Source organism: Nitrospirota bacterium (assembly GCA_020851375.1).
Lineage (GTDB): Bacteria > Nitrospirota > 9FT-COMBO-42-15 > HDB-SIOI813 > HDB-SIOI813 > RBG-16-43-11.
On record JADZCV010000045.1, the window covers coordinates 276,516 to 298,287 of the forward strand.

Here is a 21,772-nt window from a genome sequence, read left to right on the forward strand (position 1 = left end):
ATAATAATTTGGTTTTACCGGTTTTCTATCATATGCCTACTGTGACAGAAGAAGTTAATTTCTCGGAGACACGGACGTCAGATGCTCCGGAGTATCATAAGGCAGGCATTTTTAACCGCTTTGTCGCCCGGATAATTGACCTGATCATTGCTGCTGCTTTCTCAAAACTGTTATATCCTGTCGGTTTTTTCGCGGGGCTCACATACCTCCTGATAGCAGATGGGTTCTTTGACGGCAGAAGCCTCGGGAAGAAACTAATAAACCTCAGGACTATAAAGAGTGACGGGGAACTTTGCTCATATAAAGAATCTGTCCTGCGGAATATGACCATAGCAGCCGGTTATCTCTTTTTTTTTATACCCTACGTGGGGTGGGTGTTTGCGCTTGCGATTTATGTTGTTGAGGCGCTTGTAATTATAGGCAATGAAAAGGGTCTCAGGATCGGAGACGAATTGGCAAAAACAACAGTAATAGAGAATGGAGGGGTGAAAATTGTTAAGTAGCATATTAGGGTGGTTTTCAACGGATTTGGCTATAGACCTTGGTACGGCAAGCACACTCGTGTATATCAACGGCAAGGGTATTGTCTGCAACGAACCATCAGTAGTCGCTATTGAGAAGAAATCAGGCAAGGTGCTGGCAGTAGGAGCAGAAGCAAAAAGAATGCTCGGCAGGACTCCTGGAAACATTGTTGCAATCAGACCTATAAAGGATGGAGTAATCGCCGATTTTGACATTACTGAAAAGATGCTGAGCCACTTTATTACAAAGGCACACAACAGAAAGGCATTTGTAAGCCCCCGCGTAATCATTGGCATCCCTGCAAAAATAACACAGGTGGAGCAAAGGGCGGTCCGTGATTCTGCAGAACTGGCAGGCGCCCGTGAGGTTTATCTTATAGAACAGCCGATAGCAGCGGCCATTGGCGCCGGCCTTCCTATCACTGAGCCATCGGGCAACATGGTCGTGGACATTGGCGGCGGGACAACCGATATTGCCGTAATATCCCTTGCAGGTATAGTCTACAGCGACTCGGTCAGGGTAGCCGGTGACAAGATGGATGAGGCTATACTTTCCTACATAAAACGAAAATACAACCTCCTAATGGGAGACCACATGGCAGAAATGATAAAGATGGAACTCGGCTCCGCCTACCCCATGGAAGAAAAACGCTCCATGCTAATGAAAGGGCGGGACCTGATATCAGGAATACCAAAGACCCTCGAGGTCAATAGTGACGAGATACGGGAGGCGCTTGAAGAGCCTGTCAGCGCTATAGTTGATGCAGTAAAGATAGCTCTTGAAAATACACCGCCCGAATTAGCCTCTGATATTATAGACAGGGGGATTGTCCTTGCAGGAGGAGGTTCTCTCCTCAGGGGGCTTGACCTGCGGCTGAGGGAAGAGGTAAGCCTTCCTATTATCACTGTAGAGAACCCTTTAACGACTGTTGTCATGGGAACTGGAAAGGTACTGGATGAACTTGATCTTCTGAAGAAGGTCTCTGTGCTTACCCAGTAAGACAGCAGGAAGGGTAGGCATGTTCAGGTATTTAACGTTAAACAAGAAGATATTAATTGCTTTTATCCTGATCATCGGAATATTTGTCTTACTCTCCCCTGAGATAAAACAGAGACCTGCGTACAGCCTCATTGAAAGACCCTTTTTAACTATCGCAGGCATCATCCAGTCAGGCCTCGCCAATATTTCCGGAGGCATATCATCAACCTGGAGAGGATATATAAATCTGATAAATGTTCAAAAGGATAATGAGATACTTTCCAAAGAGTTGACAAGGCTGCGCTCTGAAGCCATATTTCTCAGGGAAAAGGCAGCCACTGGCGACAGGTTGACGGCGCTGCTCGAAATCGAAAACAGATATGTGGTAAAACAGGCAGTTGCCGGCATCATAGCAAAAGACCCGGCTAACTGGTATGAGGCCCTGGTAATTGACAAGGGTGACAGGGACGGAATCAAACCAGGCATGGGTGTTATCACTGCAGAAGGGGTTATAGGCAGGGTAACCAAAACAGCACCAGGCTATTCAAGGGTCCTTCTGCTGTCAGATAGAAATAGCGCCGTTGCCGGTCAGATACAACGTACCGGCTACGAGGGTATAGTGGAAGGACAACAGGGAAAAGTCCTTCGCCTCAATTACATTATGACAGATGCTGATGTCCAGAACGGCGACATAATTATTACATCCGGGATGGATGGCGTCTTCCCTCAGGGGATTATTATCGGCAGGATAACCAGGGTCGAGAAACCACAAAACAGGCTGTTCCAGTCAGTAGAACTGATACCTGAAGTAAATCTATCCCTTGTAAAAGAGGTAATGGTAATAAAACCGCCTGTGTCATCCGAAGTTTACCGGCTTCTTCAGGGGGAAAAAGGGGAATGAGGATTATTCTATGGCCTCTGTTTCTGATAGTAGTTGCAGCCTTTCAGGGAAGCATTGCCAATCCAATCGAGGCAGGCGGAATACGGCCTGACCTCATACTGATAACTGTATATTTTACAGGAATGTTCCGCGGAGAAGTAAGAGGCGGACTTACAGGCACACTGCTCGGCATATTTCTTGACATAACCTCAGCAGCTCCTGTCTACAGCAATGTATTTTTAAAATCATTTATCGGCTATGTTGCGGGCGTTATTGGACGCTGGGTTCATAACCCTGGATATTTCCTTCATACAGTAATAATCTTTTTAATATCGCTCATCCAGGGCCTTACTGTATTCATCATCTTCCTGTTCCTGGGCACCGCACAGTTTCCATCGGATATCCTTTATATCGCCCTGCCTCAGGCCGTATTTGACGGAGTCCTTGGTGGAGTCCTGTATTTGCTTATATCATTTTTATCAAAGCAGTCATTTCAGGTTGTCAGGTCATAATAATGGAACAGCAGGATAATAACAGGGGTCTTCAGCAGCGCATAGGTTATCTAAGGGCCCTGTTTATTTTTCTTATTGCGGTCATCCTTTTCAAGGCATGGCATATGCAAATAATCAAGGGCAAATATTACAGGGCGCTTGCTGAAAATAACAGGGTCAGGAGTGTCATAATCTCACCGTTACGCGGAAACATCTACGACCGTAACGGAGAGGTTATGGCAAAGAATGTTGCATCTTTTAACCTTGGTCTTGTGCCTGCTGATATCAAAGACCTTGAACTGACACTGAAGAGAATTGCTCCAATAACAGGAATTTCCACAGATGACATGAAAGAATTTATTGAAGAAAACAGAAACTCTGACCCGTTTTCTCCCTTAATTATAAAAGATGGCATATCCATGAAAGAGGTCGCACTTATCGAATCGTGGAGGTGGTTCCTGCCCGGGGTTCAGGTGGTAGTGGAAGGAAAGCGGGAATACCCAAACCAGAAGAGTGCAGCGCACCTGCTCGGTTATGTCGGTGAGATCAGCAAATCACAATTGCAGGAACCTGAATACGCATCAGAACCGCCCGGCAGGATCATTGGACAGTATGGTATAGAAAAGGTTTACGATGAACTTTTGCGCGGCAGTGTTGGCAGGAAGAATGTTGAAGTAGATGCAACCGGAAGCGAGCGCAGGGTGCTCAGCACTCATGAACCGGTGTCCGGTGACAATATTATCTTATCTGTAGACATGAGACTGCAGAAAACGGCCGAATCCGCCCTCGGCGAAAAAAACGGGGCTGTCGTTGTAATGAAGACAGAGACAGGAGAAATACTGGCGCTTGCAAGCAACCCTGCATTTGATCCAAACCTCCTGTCAAGGAGGCTTTCACACAAGGTTTGGCAGGGAATTGTCAGTAACCCTGCACATCCGCTTAATAACAGGGCTACCCAGGGAACATATCCCCCAGGCTCTGTATTTAAGATTGTAATGTCTGCCGCAGGCCTGGAAGAGGGGTTTATTGACAGGCGGGACAGGATACAGTGCAGCGGCGGGATGCCCTTCGGCAACAGGGTCTTCAGGGACTGGAAGGCAGAGGGACACGGGTCTGTTGACCTTTATAAGGCCATTGTTGAGTCTTGTGACGTATACTATTATCAACTCGGCAACCGCATGGGAGTTGACATGATACAAAAGTATTCCTCTATGTTCGGGCTTGGTACTCTTACAGGAATTGACCTCCCGTCAGAAAAAAAGGGGCTGGTTCCATCAACACAATGGAAGCTTGCAGCAAGAAAGGAACCGTGGTATCCGGGTGAAACTCTTTCTGTAGCCATAGGCCAGGGATACATGTCGGTTACACCTCTTCAGCAGGCCCTGATGGTAAATACTGTGGCTAATTCAGGCATATTGGTAAGACCAAGAATTCTCAAGGGGGTTATTTCCGAAATATATAAACGCACCTATGAGTTCCCGCCTGTTGAAGTAAGAAGGACCGGCATTAACGCTGAGAGCCTGCGGCTGATTAAGGAAGCATTGCGTGGGGTTGTATACAATCCTGGAGGAACCGGCGGTGCAGCACGGAGCAGTCTTACAGAGATCGCTGGCAAGACAGGCACTGCCCAGGTCGTAGGACGGAAATTACAGGGGGCCGGCAGGTTTAATGACCACGCGTGGTTTGCTGCATTCGCGCCTGTTGACAAACCTGAGATAACAGTAGCCGTACTGGTTGAGCATGGAGGTCATGGAGGGGCAGCAGCAGCCCCTGTGGCAAAACAGGTCATTGAGGAATATGTAAAAAATGCTAAATAAAGGCACTATAGCACTGTTTGACTGGAAGGCATTCATATTAATAGTATTAATAATGATACTTGGCCTCTCCACCATATTCAGTGCAACTTATACGAACACCCCTGTGAATGCGACCCCACTTTACATCAAACAGATAGGATGGATTATCATCGGCATCTTCTTTCTGCTGACAGGGATGTCCATTGACTATCAGACCATTGCAAGATATGCCTATCATATTTATGCCTTTTCTTTCATTTTATTGCTGGTTGTCCTGGTGGCAGGAAGAAGCGGCTTTGGTGCTCAGAGATGGATTGCTATAGGAGGTTTCTCATTCCAGCCGTCGGAACTTGCAAAAATTGCGACTGCCTTTGCAATAACAAGATATTTCTCGGATTACCCTGCACGCCATGGCTACAATGTCAGGGAATTAGTTATTCCGGGCATACTTATCGCAATACCCGTCGTCCTCGTCTTGAAACAACCTGATCTTGGAACCGGAATGGTTATAACATTTGTCTCTGTCGTTCTAATCTTCCTTGTTAGAATCCGCTCAAGGCTCCTTGGAATTTTAACCCTCCTGATATTAATGACATTCCCCTTCCTGTGGCATATATTCTGGGAAAACCTGAAACAATACCAGAAGACAAGGCTCCTGACATTTATAAATCCCTCAGCCGATCCCACAGGAACAGGGTATCACATTATCCAGTCAAAGATAGCCATAGGGTCAGGAGGTTTTTTTGGCAAAGGCATTTTACAGAGCACACAAAGTCAGTTAAACTTTCTCCCTGCCAGACATACTGACTTTATATTTTCCGTGTTTGCTGAAGAGTGGGGGTTTTTAGGCATTTTTGTATTGCTTATATTATACCTTCTTCTGATTACATGGGGACTGGACGTTGCAATCAAGGCAAAGGACCGCCTCGGTATGCTGATGGCATGCAGCATTATAAGTTATTTCACTTTCTACTGCGTAATTAATATTGGGATGACACTCGGGGTGTTTCCGGTGGTCGGCATCCCACTTCCCCTTATGAGCTACGGAGGCACATCCATGATTACCACCTTGTTTTCTCTTGGTATATTGTTTAATATAAGGAAGAAACGGTTTTTGTTCTACTGACCATTGAACCCTTTATTAAACTATGTACAATGACATCCTGTTATCCGTCTCCAGGCCTTCCAGATACATTGGCCAGGAGATCAATTCTCTAAGGAAGGATCCTGCCCTTGTCCAAACGAAGGTGGCATTAATTTTTCCTGATACATACGAGGTAGGCATGTCCCACCTCGGACTCAAGATACTCTATCAGATACTGAACAATATGGATGGCGTCAGCGCAGAAAGGGCGTTTGTACCGTGGACAGACATGGAGGGAGCGCTGACATCAAAGGGACTGCCCCTGTTGTCTGCTGAATCATCAACACCACTCACCGGTTTTGACATACTTGGATTCACACTCCCTTATGAACTTTGTTACACAAATATCCTTACCACTCTTTCGCTCTCAGGTATTCCCCTGTACGCATCGGAACGGGATGTTTCCTTCCCTCTCGTAATAGGAGGCGGAAGCACTGCGTTTAACCCGGAGCCGGTGGCGGATTTCTTTGACATCTTTTTCCTTGGCGACGGAGAGGAAGGAGCAGTGGAAATAATCAATGTCTTCATGAAATGGAAACAGGCCGGAGATTCAAAAAACTCCCTGCTGAAAGAGCTCGCTAAAATTGAAGGTGTATATGTCCCTTCCCTCTACTGCGTTGAATACAATAATGACGGCACTATCCGCTCCATTGTTCCACGTGACGGGGCCCCTTCCAAAGTCAGGCGGAGAATCCTCGTGGATCTTGAACATGCGCCGTTTCCAACATCCCCTGTCCTACCCTATATGCAGGCAGTGCACGACCGTCTTACTATGGAAATTGCCAGGGGGTGTACACACGGATGCAGATTCTGTCAGGCCGGCATAACCTACAGGCCGGTTCGTGAAAGAAGCCCTGAAAAGGTCCTGGAGCTCATTGACGAAACCCTCAGAAACACGGGTTATGAGGAGGTTTCATTATCATCCCTCAGCACAGGCGACTATGCATGCCTGGACAGCACCCTTGCTTCTCTGGTCAACAATTACAGGGATAAAAGGGTCTCTTTCTCTCTACCTTCCCTTCGTATAGGGACCCTGACCCCTCCTGTAATTGAGCAGATAACAGAGACAAAAAATACAGGTTTTACCATCGCGCCTGAGGCAGGAACAGAACGTCTCCGCAGGGTCATTAACAAGGAAATGGATGAAGGCACCCTGGACGCAACTGTCAGAGATATCTTTAGCAGGGGGGTTAAATCACTAAAGTTGTATTTTATGGCCGGTCTGCCTACTGAAACTCATGAAGATCTTGATGGCATTATAACCCTTGCACAAAGGGTAAAAGATATAGGAAAACGCTATGGGAAAGGTGCAAAGGACATAACTGTGAGCATATCCGCATTTGTCCCAAAGGCTCATACACCATTTCAGTGGTATGGACAGATACCTCCGGAGGAACTGGTGAGAAGGCTTAATTACCTTCGTGACGGTTTGAAGAAGGTCAGGATAAATTTCAAATGGCATAAGCCCCAGATGAGTTATCTTGAGTCAGTGTTTTCAAGGGGGGACAGAAGACTTGGGAGTGTCATAGAAAAGGCATGGAGGTCAGGCTGCCGGTTTGACAGCTGGACCGAAAAACTCGACTTTGACAAATGGAAGGATGCCTTTGAGGCATGCGGAATTGATTCTGCATGGTATGCCTCGAGAATGATGTCCGTTAATGATATCCTGCCATGGGAACATCTTCATACAGGAATTGATAAAGACTTCCTTATCAAAGAATACCAGCGTTCAGAATCAGGCCGCACCATTCCTGACTGCAGGTACGGCCTTTGTCCAAACTGCGGAGTATGTGATATGGATGCTGTCAGAGGTAAAAAGGATTCGGGGATAAGACCGGTAGCGCACAGGCATGAAGGTGATGACGTACTTTATGACCGGCCATACAAGCCCGATGTCAGAAATAAACTTCCGGATGTCAGGATAAAGATGCGAATCAGATATAACAAGACCGGCGGCCTCAGGATGCTCTCTCAGCTCGAGATTATAACCACATTTGAAAGGGCATTCAGAAGGGCATGTATCCCTGTTCTGTTTTCAGAAGGATTTCACCCTCACCCTAAAATGTCATTCGGGCCTGCCCTGCCAGTCGGTGTTGAAAGTATCTGCGAATATATGGATGTTGAATTGCAGTTGCCTGTTGCACCGGCTGAGATCAGAGAACGGACCAATGAGCGCCTGCCTGACGGTCTGAAGATTATCAGCGTAAAGGAGATTCCGGTCAATTCGCAGTCACTTAATTCTTTTATTACGCATTTTGCGTACGAAATCATGTTCAATGCAGGGACGGCCTTCATGGCTGGCTCAGATTGTAACGGACTCTGGCAAAGCAAAATAAGCCTGACTGATATAACAGAGCTTCCAGTAGAAAGAGTCACGGAAAAGGATGGGAAAAAGACAACAAAGATAATAAACACAAGACGATTTATAGATGAAATTCGCTGGTTGACTGATAACACACTGTTCATGATGCTCAAATCAGTTGACAGGGAATGCTGCCGTCCGTCTGATGTAATAAAGGCATTATTCAACATCTCCCATCTGCAGCCCGACATCAGGATAATGCGCGTCGGCCTTTATAACAGGACATGCGGTATAACTGTATCACCGGACGGACTTTCATATGAAACGGAGAATCTATGCCTACAGAAATAATAATAAATGCACTTCCGGAAGAGGTGCGGGTTGCCCTGCTTGAGAACAAAGAAGTAGTGGAATTATACATAGACAGGCGGAACGAGGGAAGTATCGTAGGCAATGTCTATAAAGGACGGGTAATAAAGATTCTGCCGGGGATGCAGGCGGCATTCGTTGATATAGGACTTGATCGTGCGGCATTTCTCTATGTGAGCGATGCAGGCGCTGATGCTGAAGAGTATGCAAGGATGATCGAAGAGGAAGGGGTGGAGGGAAAACTCGAGTTCAAGTCAACACATTACAGCATAGAGGACATACTGCAGGAAGGTCAGGAAATAATGGTTCAGGTATCAAAGGAACCACTCGGCACAAAGGGCGCCCGCATTACCTCATACATCTCACTCCCCGGACGGTGCCTTGTGCTTATGCCCACAGTTGAACATATAGGCATATCAAGGCGCATCAAAGAGGGACGGGAGCGTACAAGGCTCAGAGAGCTTGTGCAGTCCATCAGAAAGCCGGGCATGGGTTACATTATAAGGACTGCAAGCGAGGATGTTGATATTGAATCTCTTAAGGCAGATGCCGAATTCCTGGAGCTTCTATGGCAGAACATACAGCAGAAAAGGGAAACGGTTACTGCCCCTGCACTGCTCTATTCCGAGCTCGACCTTATCTTTCGTACAATCCGGGACATCTTCACCATGAAGGTGGACAAGCTGGTTATTGATTCAAAAACCGAATATGAAAGGATAAAGGAGTTTATAAGACTTTATCTGTCTGACATGCTGCCGCGCATTGAGCTCTACGAGCGTGAGGAGCCTGTATTTGAGACATATGGGATCGAGGTTGAGATAAACAGGGCGCTGAACAAGAAGGTCTGGCTTAAGTCAGGCGGATATATAGTCATTGACCATGCAGAGGCGCTTACTGTAATTGACGTTAATACAGGCAAATATGTAGGCAAGAGGGACCCTGAAGAGACAATTACCCAGACAAACATGGAAGCTGTAAAAGAAGCAGCATACCAGCTAAGGCTTCGAAACATTGGCGGCATTATCATCATAGACTTCATTGACATGGAAAAAGAGAAAAACAGGGAACGTGTCTTCAACGCCATGGTAGAGGCATTTTCAGAGGACCGGGCGAGAACGAATATCATAAGGATGTCTGAACTTGGCCTTATTGAAATGTCGAGGAAACGTACAAGGGAAAATCTCATGAGGACGCTGTGCGAGCCGTGCAGTTACTGCAGCGGACGGGGTTACACAAAATCTGCAACCTCGATATGCCATGAGCTTTTCAGGGATATAAGAAAGACGGCGCGGTCTACAAAAGACAAGAAGATTATAGTTACTGCAAGCCAGAGTGTTGCAACCCACATATTTGATGAAGAAAGGCAGATAGTCGAGGAACTTGAAAAAGAGTATCAGAAAAGGATAGTAATAAAGGGAGACAAGGGCCTGCACATCGAAGAATATGATATAGTGACCTTATAAAAGCATCAGGGGTATCGGGTCTTTTTCGCTTGCGGCAGGCTTGTCAAAGTGCCGGTAAATTGAATTATCAACTTTCGCGCCGGCCACATCTTCCTTAATCATGGACCACCTGACTTCAGGGATATTAAAGAAAGTATCCACGACAACAGGGTCAAACTGACTGCTCCGGCAACGCAATATTTCCTCTCTCGCTGCTCCATCCGGCAGCGCCCTTCTGTAAGGCCTGTCTGTAGTCATGGAATCATAGGTATCAGCAAGGGCAAATATCCTTGCATTCATTACTATCTGCTCCCTTTTCAGACCCTGAGGGTATCCTGTACCGTCATACTTCTCCTGGTGATGCAGTACAAGAAAAGATGCATCCCTGAGGAAGGGGATGTCCTTTAACATACTGTAACCATATTCGACATGCCTCCTCATCTCCACCCACTCTTCCATTGTAAGGCCGGAAGGCTTTCTCAGGATGGAGTCCGGCACTCCAATCTTGCCAATGTCATGCAGAAGAGTTCCGCATGCAAGGTTTTTGAGCTCATCATTACTGAGTCCCAATGCCCTGCCAATCTCAAGACTGTACTGAACCACCCGCTGTGAATGCCCTTCAGTAGCATTATCCCGGTAATCAAGGGCTGTTGAAAGGGCCTCCAGAGTAGTGTTATATGTAACCTGAATCTCAGCCAGTGCCTTGTTAAGCTGTGCTGTTTTCTGCTGTTCAACATAAAGAAGTCCCCTTATCTCTGCGGTCTGAACCTTTACTATCTCTTCAAGGTGTTCCTGATATCCCCTGTTCTCAAGTATAAGCCTCCTTTTCTCAAGGGCATTCTGTATGCTTATGACAATCTCTTCAAGATTAAACGGTTTGATCAGATAATCTGATGCCCCATGTTTGAGTGCTTCAATAGCTGCATTGGCATTTGATACTGCAGTTATCATAACAACAACGGTATCAGGATAAAGGACCCTTACTTTTTTAATAAGCTCAATCCCGTCAATTCCGGGCATCATTATGTCGCTGAGGATTACAGGAAACGGCCTGTCACGCATCCTGTCCAGGGCCTCAAAGGCATTTTCTACAGCCACTGGTTTGTATCCGGAGCTCGTAAGTTTCCGGATAAGGATGTCCCTTATAATCGGTTCATCGTCCACAACAAGTATGTCTTTTTCTTCAGGCATTTTCATACATAATAGCTATATTATAATCATCATTTTATGTCAATATATTCTGATGAATGTTATCTTTTCCATTGATTTTTTAGGACATTTGTGTTATGAATAATGGTCTAATTTGGGGTATTTATCCCGGGGATCCATAACAATGACAAGTAATGAAATTTTTGATGACGCCGGCAAATACATAATGAACACATATAAGCGGCTTCCCCTTTTTATAATGAAAGGGCGGGGAAACCGTGTATATGATGCTGAGGGCAGGGAATATCTCGACTTCGTCAGTGGTCTTGCAGTCAATAACCTTGGGCATTGCAACCCCCGTGTAACTGTAGCCTTTCAGAAACAGGCGCAGCGGCTTGTTCATACGTCAAATATTTTCTATACAGAGCCGCAGGTAAAACTGGCTAAATTGCTTGTGGAAAACTCCTTTGCGGACAAAGTCTTCTTCTGCAACAGCGGCGCAGAGGCAAATGAAGCTGCCATAAAATTAGTCAGGAAATTCTCGAGTGTAAAGGGAACAGGACGATTTGAAATAATTACAACCTTTAACTCGTTCCATGGCAGGACAATGGCAACCCTTACGGCAACAGGACAGGATAAATTTCACAAGGGCTTTGACCCTCTCGTGCCTGGATTCTCATATGTTCCCTTCAATGATATAGCTTCAATGGAAATGGCAATATCTGACAGGACAGCTGCTGTAATGATCGAACCGATACAGGGCGAAGGCGGGGTTAATGTGCCTGACCGGGACTACCTGAAACGGCTAAGGGAAATATGTGACTCAAACGGCATCCTGCTCGTCCTTGATGAGGTTCAGACAGGCATAGGGAGAACAGGAAAACTATTCGCATACCAGCACTACGGGATTGAACCGGACATCATTACCCTCGCCAAGGCACTGGGGGGCGGGCTCCCTATAGGAGCTATGCTTGCCAAAGACCATGTAGCTTCCGCCTTTACACCCGGAACCCATGCATCCACCTTCGGCGGCACACCACTCGTATGTTCTGCAGCTTTAGAGGTTTTAAGGATACTTACTGAAGACGAGTTTATACTCGACAACTGCAGGAGGATGGGGAGTTACATGATCGCAGCGCTCAATGAACTCAGGTTGAAATATCCTCATCTGATTAAGGATGTCCGGGGCAAGGGGCTTCTAACCGGCATGGAGTTAAATATGAGCGGCGACACCGTTGTCACAGAATGCATTAAAAAGGGAGTTATTATAAACTGCACCATGGAAAAGGTTCTCAGGTTTTTACCCCCGCTGGATGTAAGTCAGGCAGATATTGACAAGCTCGCTGATACACTGGCAGAAGTCTTTAACAGCATCAGGATATGACCCGACACTTATTGACCATATTTGACCTTTCTCAAAAGGATATTGAATCCCTCCTCATCAGGGCAGGAGAACTCAAGGCCATGCAAAAGGAGGGAATTGAATTCCTCCCGCTTAGAGGCAAGACACTGGGTCTTCTGTTTGAGAAACAGTCAACAAGGACAAGGCTCTCTTTTGAAGTGGCCGCTTTACAATCAGGCGCTCACTCCATATATCTCTCACCGCATCAGATCCAGATGGGGCGCGGAGAGGAACTTCGGGATACGGCAAGGATTTTTTCAAGGTATCTCGATGGAGTCGTAATCAGGACATACGAGCACACTATGATTGAGGAGTTTTCCAGAAATTCTGCCATACCTGTAATAAACGGCCTTACAGATCTCCATCATCCCTGTCAGATTTTATCCGACATGCTTACTATACTGGAGAAAAAAGGATGCCTGACCGGAATCAGGCTTGCCTACATAGGTGATGGCAATAATGTTGCCAACTCTTTAATTGAATGCGCCTCATTCATGGGGATACATGTAAGGATTGCCACTCCAGAGGGTTATGAACCTGATAAGATGATTATCGGGGCTGCCGTTCAGAAGGCAAAAGAAACAGGTGCAAGCATAGAAATCCTCAGAGATCCCTTTGAAGCTGCTGCAGGCGCTGATGTCGTTTATACTGACGTCTGGACAAGTATGGGACAGGAAGAAGAAGAGGAGAAACGCAGGAATATTTTTAAGAACTATCAGATTAACAGGGAGCTGATGAAGATGGCCGGGACCGATGCGATAATATTGCACTGTCTGCCTGCGCACAGAGGCGAAGAGATTACGGATGACATGATGGAATCACCTCAGTCCGTGGTATTTGACCAGGCGGAAAACCGGCTTCATATGCAAAAGGCCCTGCTCGAAATGCTGATGGGAAACCGGAAGCAATAGCAATGAGTGCTCAGCAATGAGCAATGAGAGAAAGAAGGAGAATTTTCAAATGAACTCAACAAAGGTTGTTCTCGCATACTCAGGCGGACTTGATACATCGGTAATTATCAGATGGCTTATTGAAAAATATAAGTGCGAGGTTATTGCATTTATTGCTGACCTTGGACAGGCGGAAGACTTAAAGGCCATAGAGCAAAAGGCCATAAAGACTGGCGCAATAAAGGCCATTGTTGAAGATGTAAGAGAAGAATTTGTCAGGGACTATATCTTCCCTGCACTAAAGGCAAATGCAGTATATGAAGGCACATATCTGATGGGGACTTCTCTTGCCCGTCCTCTCATTGCAAAGAAACAGGCAGAGGCGGCGCTTCGTGAAGGCGCCTGGGCTGTGGCTCACGGCGCTACAGGTAAAGGTAACGATCAGGTGCGGTTTGAACTTGCCTACTCTGCGCTCTCCCCTTCTCTGAAGATAATAGCGCCATGGAGAGAATGGGAGTTTGAATCAAGGAGCGACCTGATTGAATATGCAAAAAAACATGACATTCCTGTGCCAGTGACGAAGGCAAAACCTTATAGCTGTGACGCAAACCTCTTTCATATAAGCTATGAAGGCGGAATACTTGAGGACCCATGGGCAGCGTATCCTGAAGATATGTTTACCCTGACAGTGTCTCCTGAATCTGCGCCTGACAAAACTCAGTTCATTGAAATAGGCTTTGAGAAGGGGATACCCGTTTCCATAGACGGAAAAGGGTTATCACCCTTTGAGCTGCTGTCCAGGTTAAACAAGACAGGAGGAGAAAACGGCATTGGCCGCATTGATGTTGTGGAAAACAGATATGTAGGCATCAAATCACGGGGGGTGTACGAAACACCTGGCGGAACAATACTGCATATTGCCCATCGTGCGATGGAATCAATTACCATGGACCGGGAGGTCATGCACCTGCGGGATTCCCTTATACCGAGGTTTGCGGAACTGATTTACAATGGTTACTGGTTCTCCCCTGAGAGGATAATGCTTGAGGCTGCCATCAATTCCTCACAGGAAAATGTAACAGGTACCGTCAGGTTGAAACTTTACAAGGGTAATTGTGCAGTGGTTGGCAGGAAATCCCCTGTCTCATTATACAGGCCCGCGATAGTCACATTTGAAAAGGGGGCCGGATACAACCAGAAGGATGCTGAGGGGTTCATCAGGATAAACGCCCTCAGGTTAAAGAACCAGTAAAATGAACAAAAAGAAACTCTGGGGCGGCAGGTTCAGCAAACCTACAGAAAAATCAGTCGAAAATTTTACCGAGTCCATATCATTCGATAAGCGCCTCTACAAGTACGACATAGCAGGAAGCATCGCTCACGCAAAGATGCTTGGCAGGATCGGCCTGCTAAAAAAACAGGAGGTGACTGACATAGTAAAGGGCCTCGGAGAAATACGTCAGGAGATTGAAGACGGCACGTTCCAATTCTCTGCAGAACTGGAAGATATTCACATGAACATAGAGAAGAGGCTGACCACCAGGATCGGTCCTGCCGGCGCAAAGCTTCATACGGCAAGGAGCAGGAATGACCAGGTGGCATTGGACCTCAGGCTCTACCTGCGTGATGTCATCAATGAGACAATCGCCGCAATATCTGAGTTCAAGAAAATACTGGTTGAAAAGGCCCGCGCCAACATCAGTGTGGTCATGCCCGGTTATACCCATTTGCAGCCGGCCCAGCCAGTCCTCTTCTCTCATTACCTCCTCGCCTGCTGGGAGATGTTGGAACGCGACAGGGAGCGTTTCTCCGATTGTCTTAAGAGGGTCTGCACCATGCCGCTCGGTTCAGGTGCTATTGCAGGCACTTCCTTCCCTATTGACAGGGAATATGTGGCCAGGCTGCTCGGTTTTGACAGGATTTCCCAAAACAGCATGGACGCAGTAAGCGACAGGGATTTCATTATTGAATTTCTGTCCGCGTCTGCACTGCTTGGAATGCACCTGTCAAGGCTCAGCGAAGATATGATTATCTGGTCAACACAGGAATTCCGGTTCCTGGATCTTCCGGATGCCTACTGCACAGGGTCCAGTATGATGCCTCAGAAGAAGAACCCTGACATCCTGGAGCTTGTGAGGGGCAAGACAGGAAGACTGTACGGAAACCTCATATCCCTTCTGACGACCATGAAAGGTCTTCCCCTGACATATAACAGGGATTTACAGGAAGACAAGGAACCGCTGTTTGATACTGCTGATACCATCCTTTCGTCTCTTAAGATAATCCCTGAACTTGTAGCCGGAACAATAATCCGGAACGATGTGACTCTGACAGCAGCATCCAGGGGGTGTATGTGGGCCACGGACGTCGCTGATTATCTTGTCGGGAAAGGGGTGCCTTTCAGGACTGCGCACGAGATTACCGGCAAACTCGTAAGTCATTGTATAAAAACAGGAAAAGAGATACAGGACCTTCTCCCTGAAGAATTGTCAAAATTTTCTGATATGTTTGACAAGGATATTTATGATATTATATCCCCTGCAGCAAGTGTCAATATGAGGCGTGTAAAAGGAGGCACGGCTGCAGAAACGGTACTAAAGAGGCTAAGGGAGATAGAAAAAAATAAACTATGAGGTGCCTTGCCATTTTGCAGGTCCTGTTTATTATATCGCTCATGGTAATATCCGGCTGCGGCAGGAAAGGTGATCCACGCCCGCCGGAGAGAATAGTTAATGAAAGGGGTACGTTGAATGAAAGTATTATTGATAAATCCGGAAAATAAGAAGTCCATCTTTGCCTACAGACCCGAGGATGTAAAGGCATTCTGGTTTCCCAAGCTTAGTATGCCCACTATTGCGGCATATACACCGCCGGATGTTAACGTCGAAATAATTGATGAATGCGTGCAGGATATTGATTTCAATGCAAAGGTTGATCTCGTAGGCATATCTGTCATGACATTCCTGTCAGCAAGGGCATACGAAATAGCTGCTGAGTTCAGGGCAAGGGGCGTTAAGGTCGTCCTCGGAGGAATACATGTCAGCATGTGCCCGGACGAGGCAAAGCAGCATGCAGACAGTGTAGTAGTCGGAGAAGCGGAGAAGACATGGCCGCAACTTATTGCAGATTTCAAGCGCGGTGAAATGAAACCCATGTATGTTGAAAAGGAGCTTTCAAACCTCGACGCTCTTCAGACACCGAGACGGGAACTGCTGAAACCAGGCGCCTACTGGACAACGAACTGTGTACAGACCAGCAGGGGCTGCCCATTTGACTGCGACTTCTGCACAGTCACCATATTCGGCGGCAATCAGTTCAGACTGAGGCCGGTTGAAGAGGTGGTTGAAGAGGTGCGGCGCCTGAACAAGGGCTTCGTCGTATTCGTGGATGACAACATTGCCGGACACAAGGCTTATGCCAAGCAGCTCTTTAAAGCGCTTGCCCCTCTTAAGATAAACTGGGGCAGTCAGGCAAGCCTGACAATGGCAAGGGACCCTGAACTTCTCGAGCTTGCCGCAAAGAGTGGTTGTACTGCCCTCTTTATCGGTGTTGAGAGCATCTCTGCGGAAAACCTCGCTGCTGCCAACAAGAGATTCAACAAAGTAGAGAAGTTCAAAGAGGAATTCAGCAGGTTTCATGACTATGGGATACAGATCATGACAGGTATGATATTCGGATTTGATAACGATGATGAGACTGTCTTTGAACGTACGGTGGAATTCCTTGAAGAAAACAGGATAGAACTCACGATGTTTAATATTCTAACACCATTGCCAGGGACAAATTTATACAAACAGATGGATACCGAAGGCAGGATAATTGACCGGAACTGGGAAAACTATGACGGAAGGCATGTTGTATTCCAGCCCAAACTGATGAGCCCTGAGACATTGCAGGAAGGATTCTACTGGGCCTATCACAGGTTCTTCTCAATTCCATCAGTCCTCAGACGGGTTGTACCAAGCTTCTGGAAGGTACCCAGAAAGAGACTCATCCTGGAGCGTCTCGCAGTTAATTATGCATTCAGGAAGATAGTGAAACGTGTACCGGCAGGGAGCTTGTCCCCTCTTGCAAAGACACTGAGAAACATCCCTGGAATGCTGCCCTCCATTGAGACTGAAGGACTTATTCCCAATGCCCTCAGCACCATTCGTGAAACTATCGGCAGTGTATCCGAGCAGGTCAGCAGTGCAGGGAATAACCTCTACATCAGGGTAAGGAAGAGCGCCAAAGTACAGGCATTACTTATTGAACTTGACGGCACTATGGATAAGATAAACGCCGTAGAACTCAAACAGAGGATAATAGCTGCAGTAGAGAAGTCAAAGATGGACATAGTCATCAATTTTGCAAATCTTAAGGAGACTACGCCGGCCGCGCTGAGCACACTGTTTGATGTCAGCACGCTCAGGGACAAGGTGGCTCCATACAAGATAAAGTGTACAAACCTCAAGTCATCATTCAGCGAGGCGCTTGAAAAGATGAACCAGTTGGGGCTTATTAATCCTCTGTCACTCGAAATACCGGCAGAAGAGGTCTATTAAATGCATGACTTTATATATTCAGGCAATGAACTTTATTGTGAAAAGGTACCTGTAAGGAAAATAGCGGAAGAGGTTGGCACGCCAGTATACATTTACAGCTCCTCTACCCTGCGGAATCACTATCTTGCCTTTGATTCTGCATTTGCCGGGATACCTCACATTGTCTGTTTCGCTGTAAAGGCAAACTCTAATCTGTCAGTATTGAAGCTGTTTGCCTCTCATGGCGGGGGTGCTGATATCGTATCAGGAGGCGAACTATTCCGGGCACTCAGGGCCGGCGTTGACCCCCAGAAGATTGTCTTTGCCGGCATCGGCAAGACAGGAGAAGAGATTGAGTTTGCACTTAAATCAAATATCCTTATGTTCAATGTCGAATCCCCGCTTGAGCTGAGAAAGATCAATGAGGTGGCAGGAAGTCTTGGGAAGAAGGCACGTGTCGCTCTTCGGGTCAACCCGGACATAGACCCCAAGACTCACCCGTATATTTCTACAGGCCTTAAGAAAAGCAAGTTCGGGATTGCAATAAAAAACGCAATAGAAGAATATCAGCTTGCCTCTTCCCTGCCAAATATAGAGGTAGTCGGTATTCACAAACACATAGGCTCTCAGATAACGGAAGTTACGCCATTTGCAGATGCAATGAAACGGATATTGGAAATAGTACGGGAATTGAAGAAGTCAGGCATAAATATAAAATATATTGATGCCGGCGGAGGGCTTGGCATAAGATATGGAGAAGAACAACCTCCGCACCCAAAAGAACTCGGCAGTGTAATTCTGCCTCTGATAAAAGACACCGGGTGCACTTTGATACTTGAGCCGGGACGCGTTCTCGCCGGAAATGCAGGAACGCTTGTGACAAAGGTGCTTTATCTGAAGACAGGCGAGACAAAAAACTTCGTTATCGTGGATGCCGGGATGAACGATCTTATAAGACCGAGCCTCTATGAGGCACATCATGAAATTCTGCCTGTAAACAAACATGCCGTTGAGGCATTTAAGGCTGATGTTGTAGGCCCTATCTGCGAATCAGGAGACTTCCTTGCAAAAGACCGTGAGATCATGAAACCCGAACCAGGTGACCTGCTCGCTGTAATGAGCGCAGGGGCCTATGGATTTACCATGTCCTCAAATTACAATTCAAGGCCGAGAGTTGCAGAGGTAATGGTTGACGGAGACAATTACAGAGTTATAAGGAAAAGAGAAAGTTACGAAGATCTGATCCGGGGAGAATAAACAAAACCCCACACTCACAAAGGCAGATAAAAAAATCCCCCTTAGTTCCCCTTTAGTAAAGTTCCCCCCTTTACTAAAGGGGGGATAGGGGGGATTTGAATGGGAATTTTTAGATGAAGCTGAAATTCACAAAGATGCATGGTCTTGGCAATGATTTCATTGTGATTGATGCCAGGAATCAGGAATTGCCTCAGTTAAGCACATTTTGCAGGGAATATTCAGACCGCAGGTCTGGAATCGGTTTTGATCAGGCTCTGATACTCTACCCTTCAGGGTCAGCGGATTTCCGCATGGATATCTATAATGCGGATGGCTCTCAGGTTGAGATGTGCGGCAACGGTATCAGGTGTTTTGCAAAATTCATCTGGGATAACGATATCTCCTCAAAAGATGAACTCACGGTTGAGACGCTGGCCGGCATAATAAAACCTGTAAAAAAAGGGGCGATGATACAGGTAGATATGGGTGAACCCATATTCGACGGTCCTGCCATACCTGTTAACCTGGACGGCAGGATAATGGGACACCCACTGCATATAGAAGACATGGATTTCAAGATTACCTGCGTCTCAATGGGCAATCCCCATGCAGTCGTATTCATGCAGGATGTTCAATCCCTTCAGATAGACAAGTATGGACCAAAGATCGAAAATCATCCCCTTTTTCCAAAGCGTATTAACGTCGAATTTGTTATGATTGAAAACAGGGAAGAGATTACTGTCCGCGTATGGGAACGGGGGGCTGGAGAGACACTGGCTTGTGGTACCGGCGCCTGCGCCTCAGCAGTGGCTTCTTATCTTAACGGCTATACAGGAAGAGACGTTACTGTCCGTCTTCCGGGTGGAAATCTCCGGATTAACTGGGATGCAAAGGGCAATCATGTCTACATGACCGGCCCTGCTGTGACGGTATTCAGCGGAGAAATGGAATGAAGAAATTATTTCACGGCTCTATGGTGGCAATAATAACGCCATTTAAAGATGGCAAGGTGGACGAGAAGGCCTTCGTTGAGCTTATTGAATTTCATATAGCAAATGGCACTGACGGAATAGTCCCCTGCGGCACTACCGGCGAGTCTGCGACACTGTCAAACGAGGAGCATAACAGGGTTGTAAGACTGGCTGTAGAGGCAGCCTCAGGCCGAATTCCGGTGATTGCCGGCACCGGCTCAAACAGCACTGACGAGGCAGTCTACTTTACAAAATTCGCCAGAGAGTGCGGGGCTGATGCAGCCCTGTTAATTACACCGTACTATAACAAACCTACCCAGGAGGGGTTGTACAGGCACTTCAGTGCAATTGCCAAAGAGGTGGATATCCCGATAATCCCATACAATGTGCCTGGCAGGACCGGGGTTAACATGCTCCCTTCAACAGTCGCAAGACTTGCAGAGATAGACAACATAGTCGGAATCAAGGAGGCGAGCGGCTCCATGACTCAGATTTGCGAGATATACAGGCTTTGCGGAGAAAGGCTCTCAATACTGTCAGGCGAAGATGCAATAAACTTCCCGATTCTTGCTGCCGGTGGAAAGGGAATGATATCTGTTACAGCCAATATAGTCCCTAAAGAGATGGGAGATATGTGGGATGCCTTTGAATCGGGAGATATTGCAAGGGCCCGTCAGATTCATTACAGCATCTTTGACCTGCACCAGATTATGTTTATAGAGACAAACCCTATCCCTGTCAAGACATCACTCGCAATGATGGGCAGATGCACAGAGGAGATGAGGCTCCCGCTCTGCGGCATGGCAGAGGCAAACAAGGATAAACTCAGGCTGGCTTTGTCATTACACGGATTAATCAGATGATCAGGGCAATTGTTACAGGGGCTGCAGGCCGCATGGGCTGCAGCATAATACGTGCGATACATCAAACTGACGGGATTGATGTCGTTGGTGCCGTTGAACAGGAAGGTCATCCGCTTTTTGGAAAAGATGCTGGAGAAGTGGCCGGAATAGGTCCAATGAAAGTCAGGATTGTCTATGACCTCGAGAATATCGTGGACAGGGGTGATGTTGTCATTGATTTTACTAATCCTGCGGCTGCACTGGCCAACATGGCAAAGGTGGCTGCAACAGGCAAGGCATGGGTAATAGGCTCCACAGGATTTACAAAGGACGAGGAAGAAAATCTCCGGAAACTGGCCTCAGGGAAAACACCGTGCGTCTTTTCCCCCAACATGAGTGTAGGTGTCAATATCGTATTCAGGCTCATACAGGACGTTGCAAAGGTGCTTGGTGATGAATACGACGTTGAGATTGTTGAGGCGCATCACAGGCATAAGAAAGACGCGCCGAGCGGAACAGCGATGAAAATGGCCAATATCATTGCGTCTTCTCTCGGGAGGGATCTGTCAGCCGTTGGAAAGTTCAGCCGCCACGGCATCACCGGAGAGAGGGACAAAAAAGAAATAGGTGTACAGTCCATAAGGGCAGGCGACATAGTAGGCGACCATACAGTAATGTTTTGCGGAACAGGCGAAAGGATAGAGATCACACACAAGGCGCAAAACCGTGATAATTTTGCCAATGGGGCTGTTCGGGCTGCCGTGTGGGTTGTAAAACAAAAGCCTGGCATGTATGACATGATGGACGTGCTGGGATTAAAAAAGTAACGGAGGTT

18 protein-coding genes are annotated in these 21,772 nt (G+C 46.8%); 17 read left to right on the plus strand and 1 reads right to left on the minus strand.

Going from position 1 to position 21,772, the window contains the following annotated elements; translation table 11 throughout:
* The first annotated feature begins 32 nt into the window (after positions 1-32).
* Genes IT393_10765 through IT393_10800 form a run of 8 tightly spaced genes read left to right on the plus strand, consistent with a single transcriptional unit; the run spans position 33 to position 9,945 of the window.
* Positions 33-503, plus strand: a complete 471-nt coding sequence (locus IT393_10765; GenBank protein ID MCC7203124.1) for an RDD family protein — start codon at positions 33-35, stop codon at positions 501-503.
* Entirely contained in the window at positions 493-1,521 is a 1,029-nt protein-coding gene (locus tag IT393_10770) for a rod shape-determining protein (protein ID MCC7203125.1), read from the plus strand. The genes IT393_10765 and IT393_10770 overlap by 11 nt, the downstream gene beginning before the upstream one ends.
* Positions 1,522-1,540: 19 nt before the next feature.
* The gene (gene mreC / locus IT393_10775) at positions 1,541-2,401 is read left to right on the plus strand and encodes a rod shape-determining protein MreC (protein MCC7203126.1); all 861 of its coding nucleotides are present in this window, start codon (positions 1,541-1,543) and stop codon (positions 2,399-2,401) included.
* Complete coding sequence (mreD, locus tag IT393_10780) at positions 2,398-2,892, plus strand: rod shape-determining protein MreD (protein MCC7203127.1); 495 nt, start codon at positions 2,398-2,400, stop codon at positions 2,890-2,892. The genes mreC and mreD overlap by 4 nt, the downstream gene beginning before the upstream one ends.
* 2 nt (positions 2,893-2,894) lie before the next feature.
* Complete coding sequence (mrdA, locus tag IT393_10785) at positions 2,895-4,688, plus strand: penicillin-binding protein 2 (GenBank protein MCC7203128.1); 1,794 nt, start codon at positions 2,895-2,897, stop codon at positions 4,686-4,688.
* Positions 4,678-5,793 (plus strand): rod shape-determining protein RodA, encoded by a 1,116-nt coding sequence (gene rodA / locus IT393_10790; protein MCC7203129.1) that lies wholly within the window; start codon positions 4,678-4,680, stop codon positions 5,791-5,793. Before mrdA ends, rodA begins: the two co-directional genes overlap by 11 nt.
* 22 nt (positions 5,794-5,815) lie before the next feature.
* Entirely contained in the window at positions 5,816-8,464 is a 2,649-nt protein-coding gene (locus tag IT393_10795) for a TIGR03960 family B12-binding radical SAM protein (protein MCC7203130.1), read from the plus strand.
* Complete coding sequence (locus tag IT393_10800; GenBank protein MCC7203131.1) at positions 8,449-9,945, plus strand: Rne/Rng family ribonuclease; 1,497 nt, start codon at positions 8,449-8,451, stop codon at positions 9,943-9,945. The genes IT393_10795 and IT393_10800 overlap by 16 nt, the downstream gene beginning before the upstream one ends.
* On the opposite strand, the gene IT393_10805 is transcribed toward IT393_10800, so the two are convergent.
* A complete protein-coding gene (locus tag IT393_10805; GenBank protein ID MCC7203132.1) occupies positions 9,940-11,121 on the minus strand; it encodes a response regulator in 1,182 nt (393 codons plus the stop codon). The two genes, IT393_10800 and IT393_10805, sit on opposite strands and share 6 nt — an antisense overlap.
* A gap of 136 nt (positions 11,122-11,257) precedes the next feature.
* On the opposite strand from IT393_10805, the gene IT393_10810 reads away from it, so the two are divergent.
* The 9 genes from IT393_10810 (at position 11,258) to dapB (ending at position 21,764) form a co-directional block, all read left to right on the plus strand.
* Positions 11,258-12,457, plus strand: a complete 1,200-nt coding sequence (locus IT393_10810; protein ID MCC7203133.1) for an aspartate aminotransferase family protein — start codon at positions 11,258-11,260, stop codon at positions 12,455-12,457.
* The gene (gene argF / locus IT393_10815; GenBank protein MCC7203134.1) at positions 12,454-13,386 is read left to right on the plus strand and encodes an ornithine carbamoyltransferase; all 933 of its coding nucleotides are present in this window, start codon (positions 12,454-12,456) and stop codon (positions 13,384-13,386) included. The genes IT393_10810 and argF overlap by 4 nt, the downstream gene beginning before the upstream one ends.
* Positions 13,387-13,435: 49 nt before the next feature.
* Positions 13,436-14,617 carry an argininosuccinate synthase gene (locus IT393_10820; GenBank protein MCC7203135.1) on the plus strand — a complete coding sequence of 394 codons (1,182 nt, stop codon included), beginning with the start codon at positions 13,436-13,438 and terminating at the stop codon, positions 14,615-14,617.
* Between the two features lies 1 nt (position 14,618).
* Positions 14,619-15,998, plus strand: coding sequence for an argininosuccinate lyase (gene argH, locus IT393_10825; protein ID MCC7203136.1), 1,380 nt, complete (start codon positions 14,619-14,621; stop codon positions 15,996-15,998).
* 117 nt (positions 15,999-16,115) lie between these two features.
* The gene (locus tag IT393_10830) at positions 16,116-17,909 is read left to right on the plus strand and encodes a B12-binding domain-containing radical SAM protein (protein ID MCC7203137.1); all 1,794 of its coding nucleotides are present in this window, start codon (positions 16,116-16,118) and stop codon (positions 17,907-17,909) included.
* Positions 17,910-19,145, plus strand: a complete 1,236-nt coding sequence (gene lysA / locus IT393_10835) for a diaminopimelate decarboxylase (GenBank protein ID MCC7203138.1) — start codon at positions 17,910-17,912, stop codon at positions 19,143-19,145. It abuts the gene before it with no gap.
* A 119-nt stretch (positions 19,146-19,264) separates the two neighbouring features.
* Entirely contained in the window at positions 19,265-20,077 is an 813-nt protein-coding gene (locus IT393_10840; GenBank protein ID MCC7203139.1) for a diaminopimelate epimerase, read from the plus strand.
* Complete coding sequence (locus tag IT393_10845) at positions 20,074-20,958, plus strand: 4-hydroxy-tetrahydrodipicolinate synthase (protein ID MCC7203140.1); 885 nt, start codon at positions 20,074-20,076, stop codon at positions 20,956-20,958. The genes IT393_10840 and IT393_10845 overlap by 4 nt, the downstream gene beginning before the upstream one ends.
* The gene (gene dapB / locus IT393_10850; protein MCC7203141.1) at positions 20,955-21,764 is read left to right on the plus strand and encodes a 4-hydroxy-tetrahydrodipicolinate reductase; all 810 of its coding nucleotides are present in this window, start codon (positions 20,955-20,957) and stop codon (positions 21,762-21,764) included. The genes IT393_10845 and dapB overlap by 4 nt, the downstream gene beginning before the upstream one ends.
* Positions 21,765-21,772 lie beyond the last annotated feature (8 nt).

Bases quoted from the DNA above. Each gene is read 5' to 3' on its own strand.
- IT393_10765 (MCC7203124.1), top strand. From the start codon at position 33: ATGCCTACTGTGACAGAAGAAGTTAATTTCTCGGAGACACGGACGTCA.
- mreC (MCC7203126.1), top strand. From the start codon at position 1,541: ATGTTCAGGTATTTAACGTTAAACAAGAAGATATTAATTGCTTTTATC.
- mreD (MCC7203127.1), top strand. From the start codon at position 2,398: ATGAGGATTATTCTATGGCCTCTGTTTCTGATAGTAGTTGCAGCCTTT.
- mrdA (MCC7203128.1), top strand. From the start codon at position 2,895: ATGGAACAGCAGGATAATAACAGGGGTCTTCAGCAGCGCATAGGTTAT.
- rodA (MCC7203129.1), top strand. From the start codon at position 4,678: ATGCTAAATAAAGGCACTATAGCACTGTTTGACTGGAAGGCATTCATA.
- IT393_10795 (MCC7203130.1), top strand. From the start codon at position 5,816: ATGTACAATGACATCCTGTTATCCGTCTCCAGGCCTTCCAGATACATT.
- IT393_10800 (MCC7203131.1), top strand. From the start codon at position 8,449: ATGCCTACAGAAATAATAATAAATGCACTTCCGGAAGAGGTGCGGGTT.
- IT393_10805 (MCC7203132.1), bottom strand. From the start codon at position 11,121: ATGAAAATGCCTGAAGAAAAAGACATACTTGTTGTGGACGATGAACCG.
- IT393_10810 (MCC7203133.1), top strand. From the start codon at position 11,258: ATGACAAGTAATGAAATTTTTGATGACGCCGGCAAATACATAATGAAC.
- argF (MCC7203134.1), top strand. From the start codon at position 12,454: ATGACCCGACACTTATTGACCATATTTGACCTTTCTCAAAAGGATATT.
- IT393_10820 (MCC7203135.1), top strand. From the start codon at position 13,436: ATGAACTCAACAAAGGTTGTTCTCGCATACTCAGGCGGACTTGATACA.
- argH (MCC7203136.1), top strand. From the start codon at position 14,619: ATGAACAAAAAGAAACTCTGGGGCGGCAGGTTCAGCAAACCTACAGAA.
- IT393_10830 (MCC7203137.1), top strand. From the start codon at position 16,116: ATGAAAGTATTATTGATAAATCCGGAAAATAAGAAGTCCATCTTTGCC.
- lysA (MCC7203138.1), top strand. From the start codon at position 17,910: ATGCATGACTTTATATATTCAGGCAATGAACTTTATTGTGAAAAGGTA.
- IT393_10845 (MCC7203140.1), top strand. From the start codon at position 20,074: ATGAAGAAATTATTTCACGGCTCTATGGTGGCAATAATAACGCCATTT.
- dapB (MCC7203141.1), top strand. From the start codon at position 20,955: ATGATCAGGGCAATTGTTACAGGGGCTGCAGGCCGCATGGGCTGCAGC.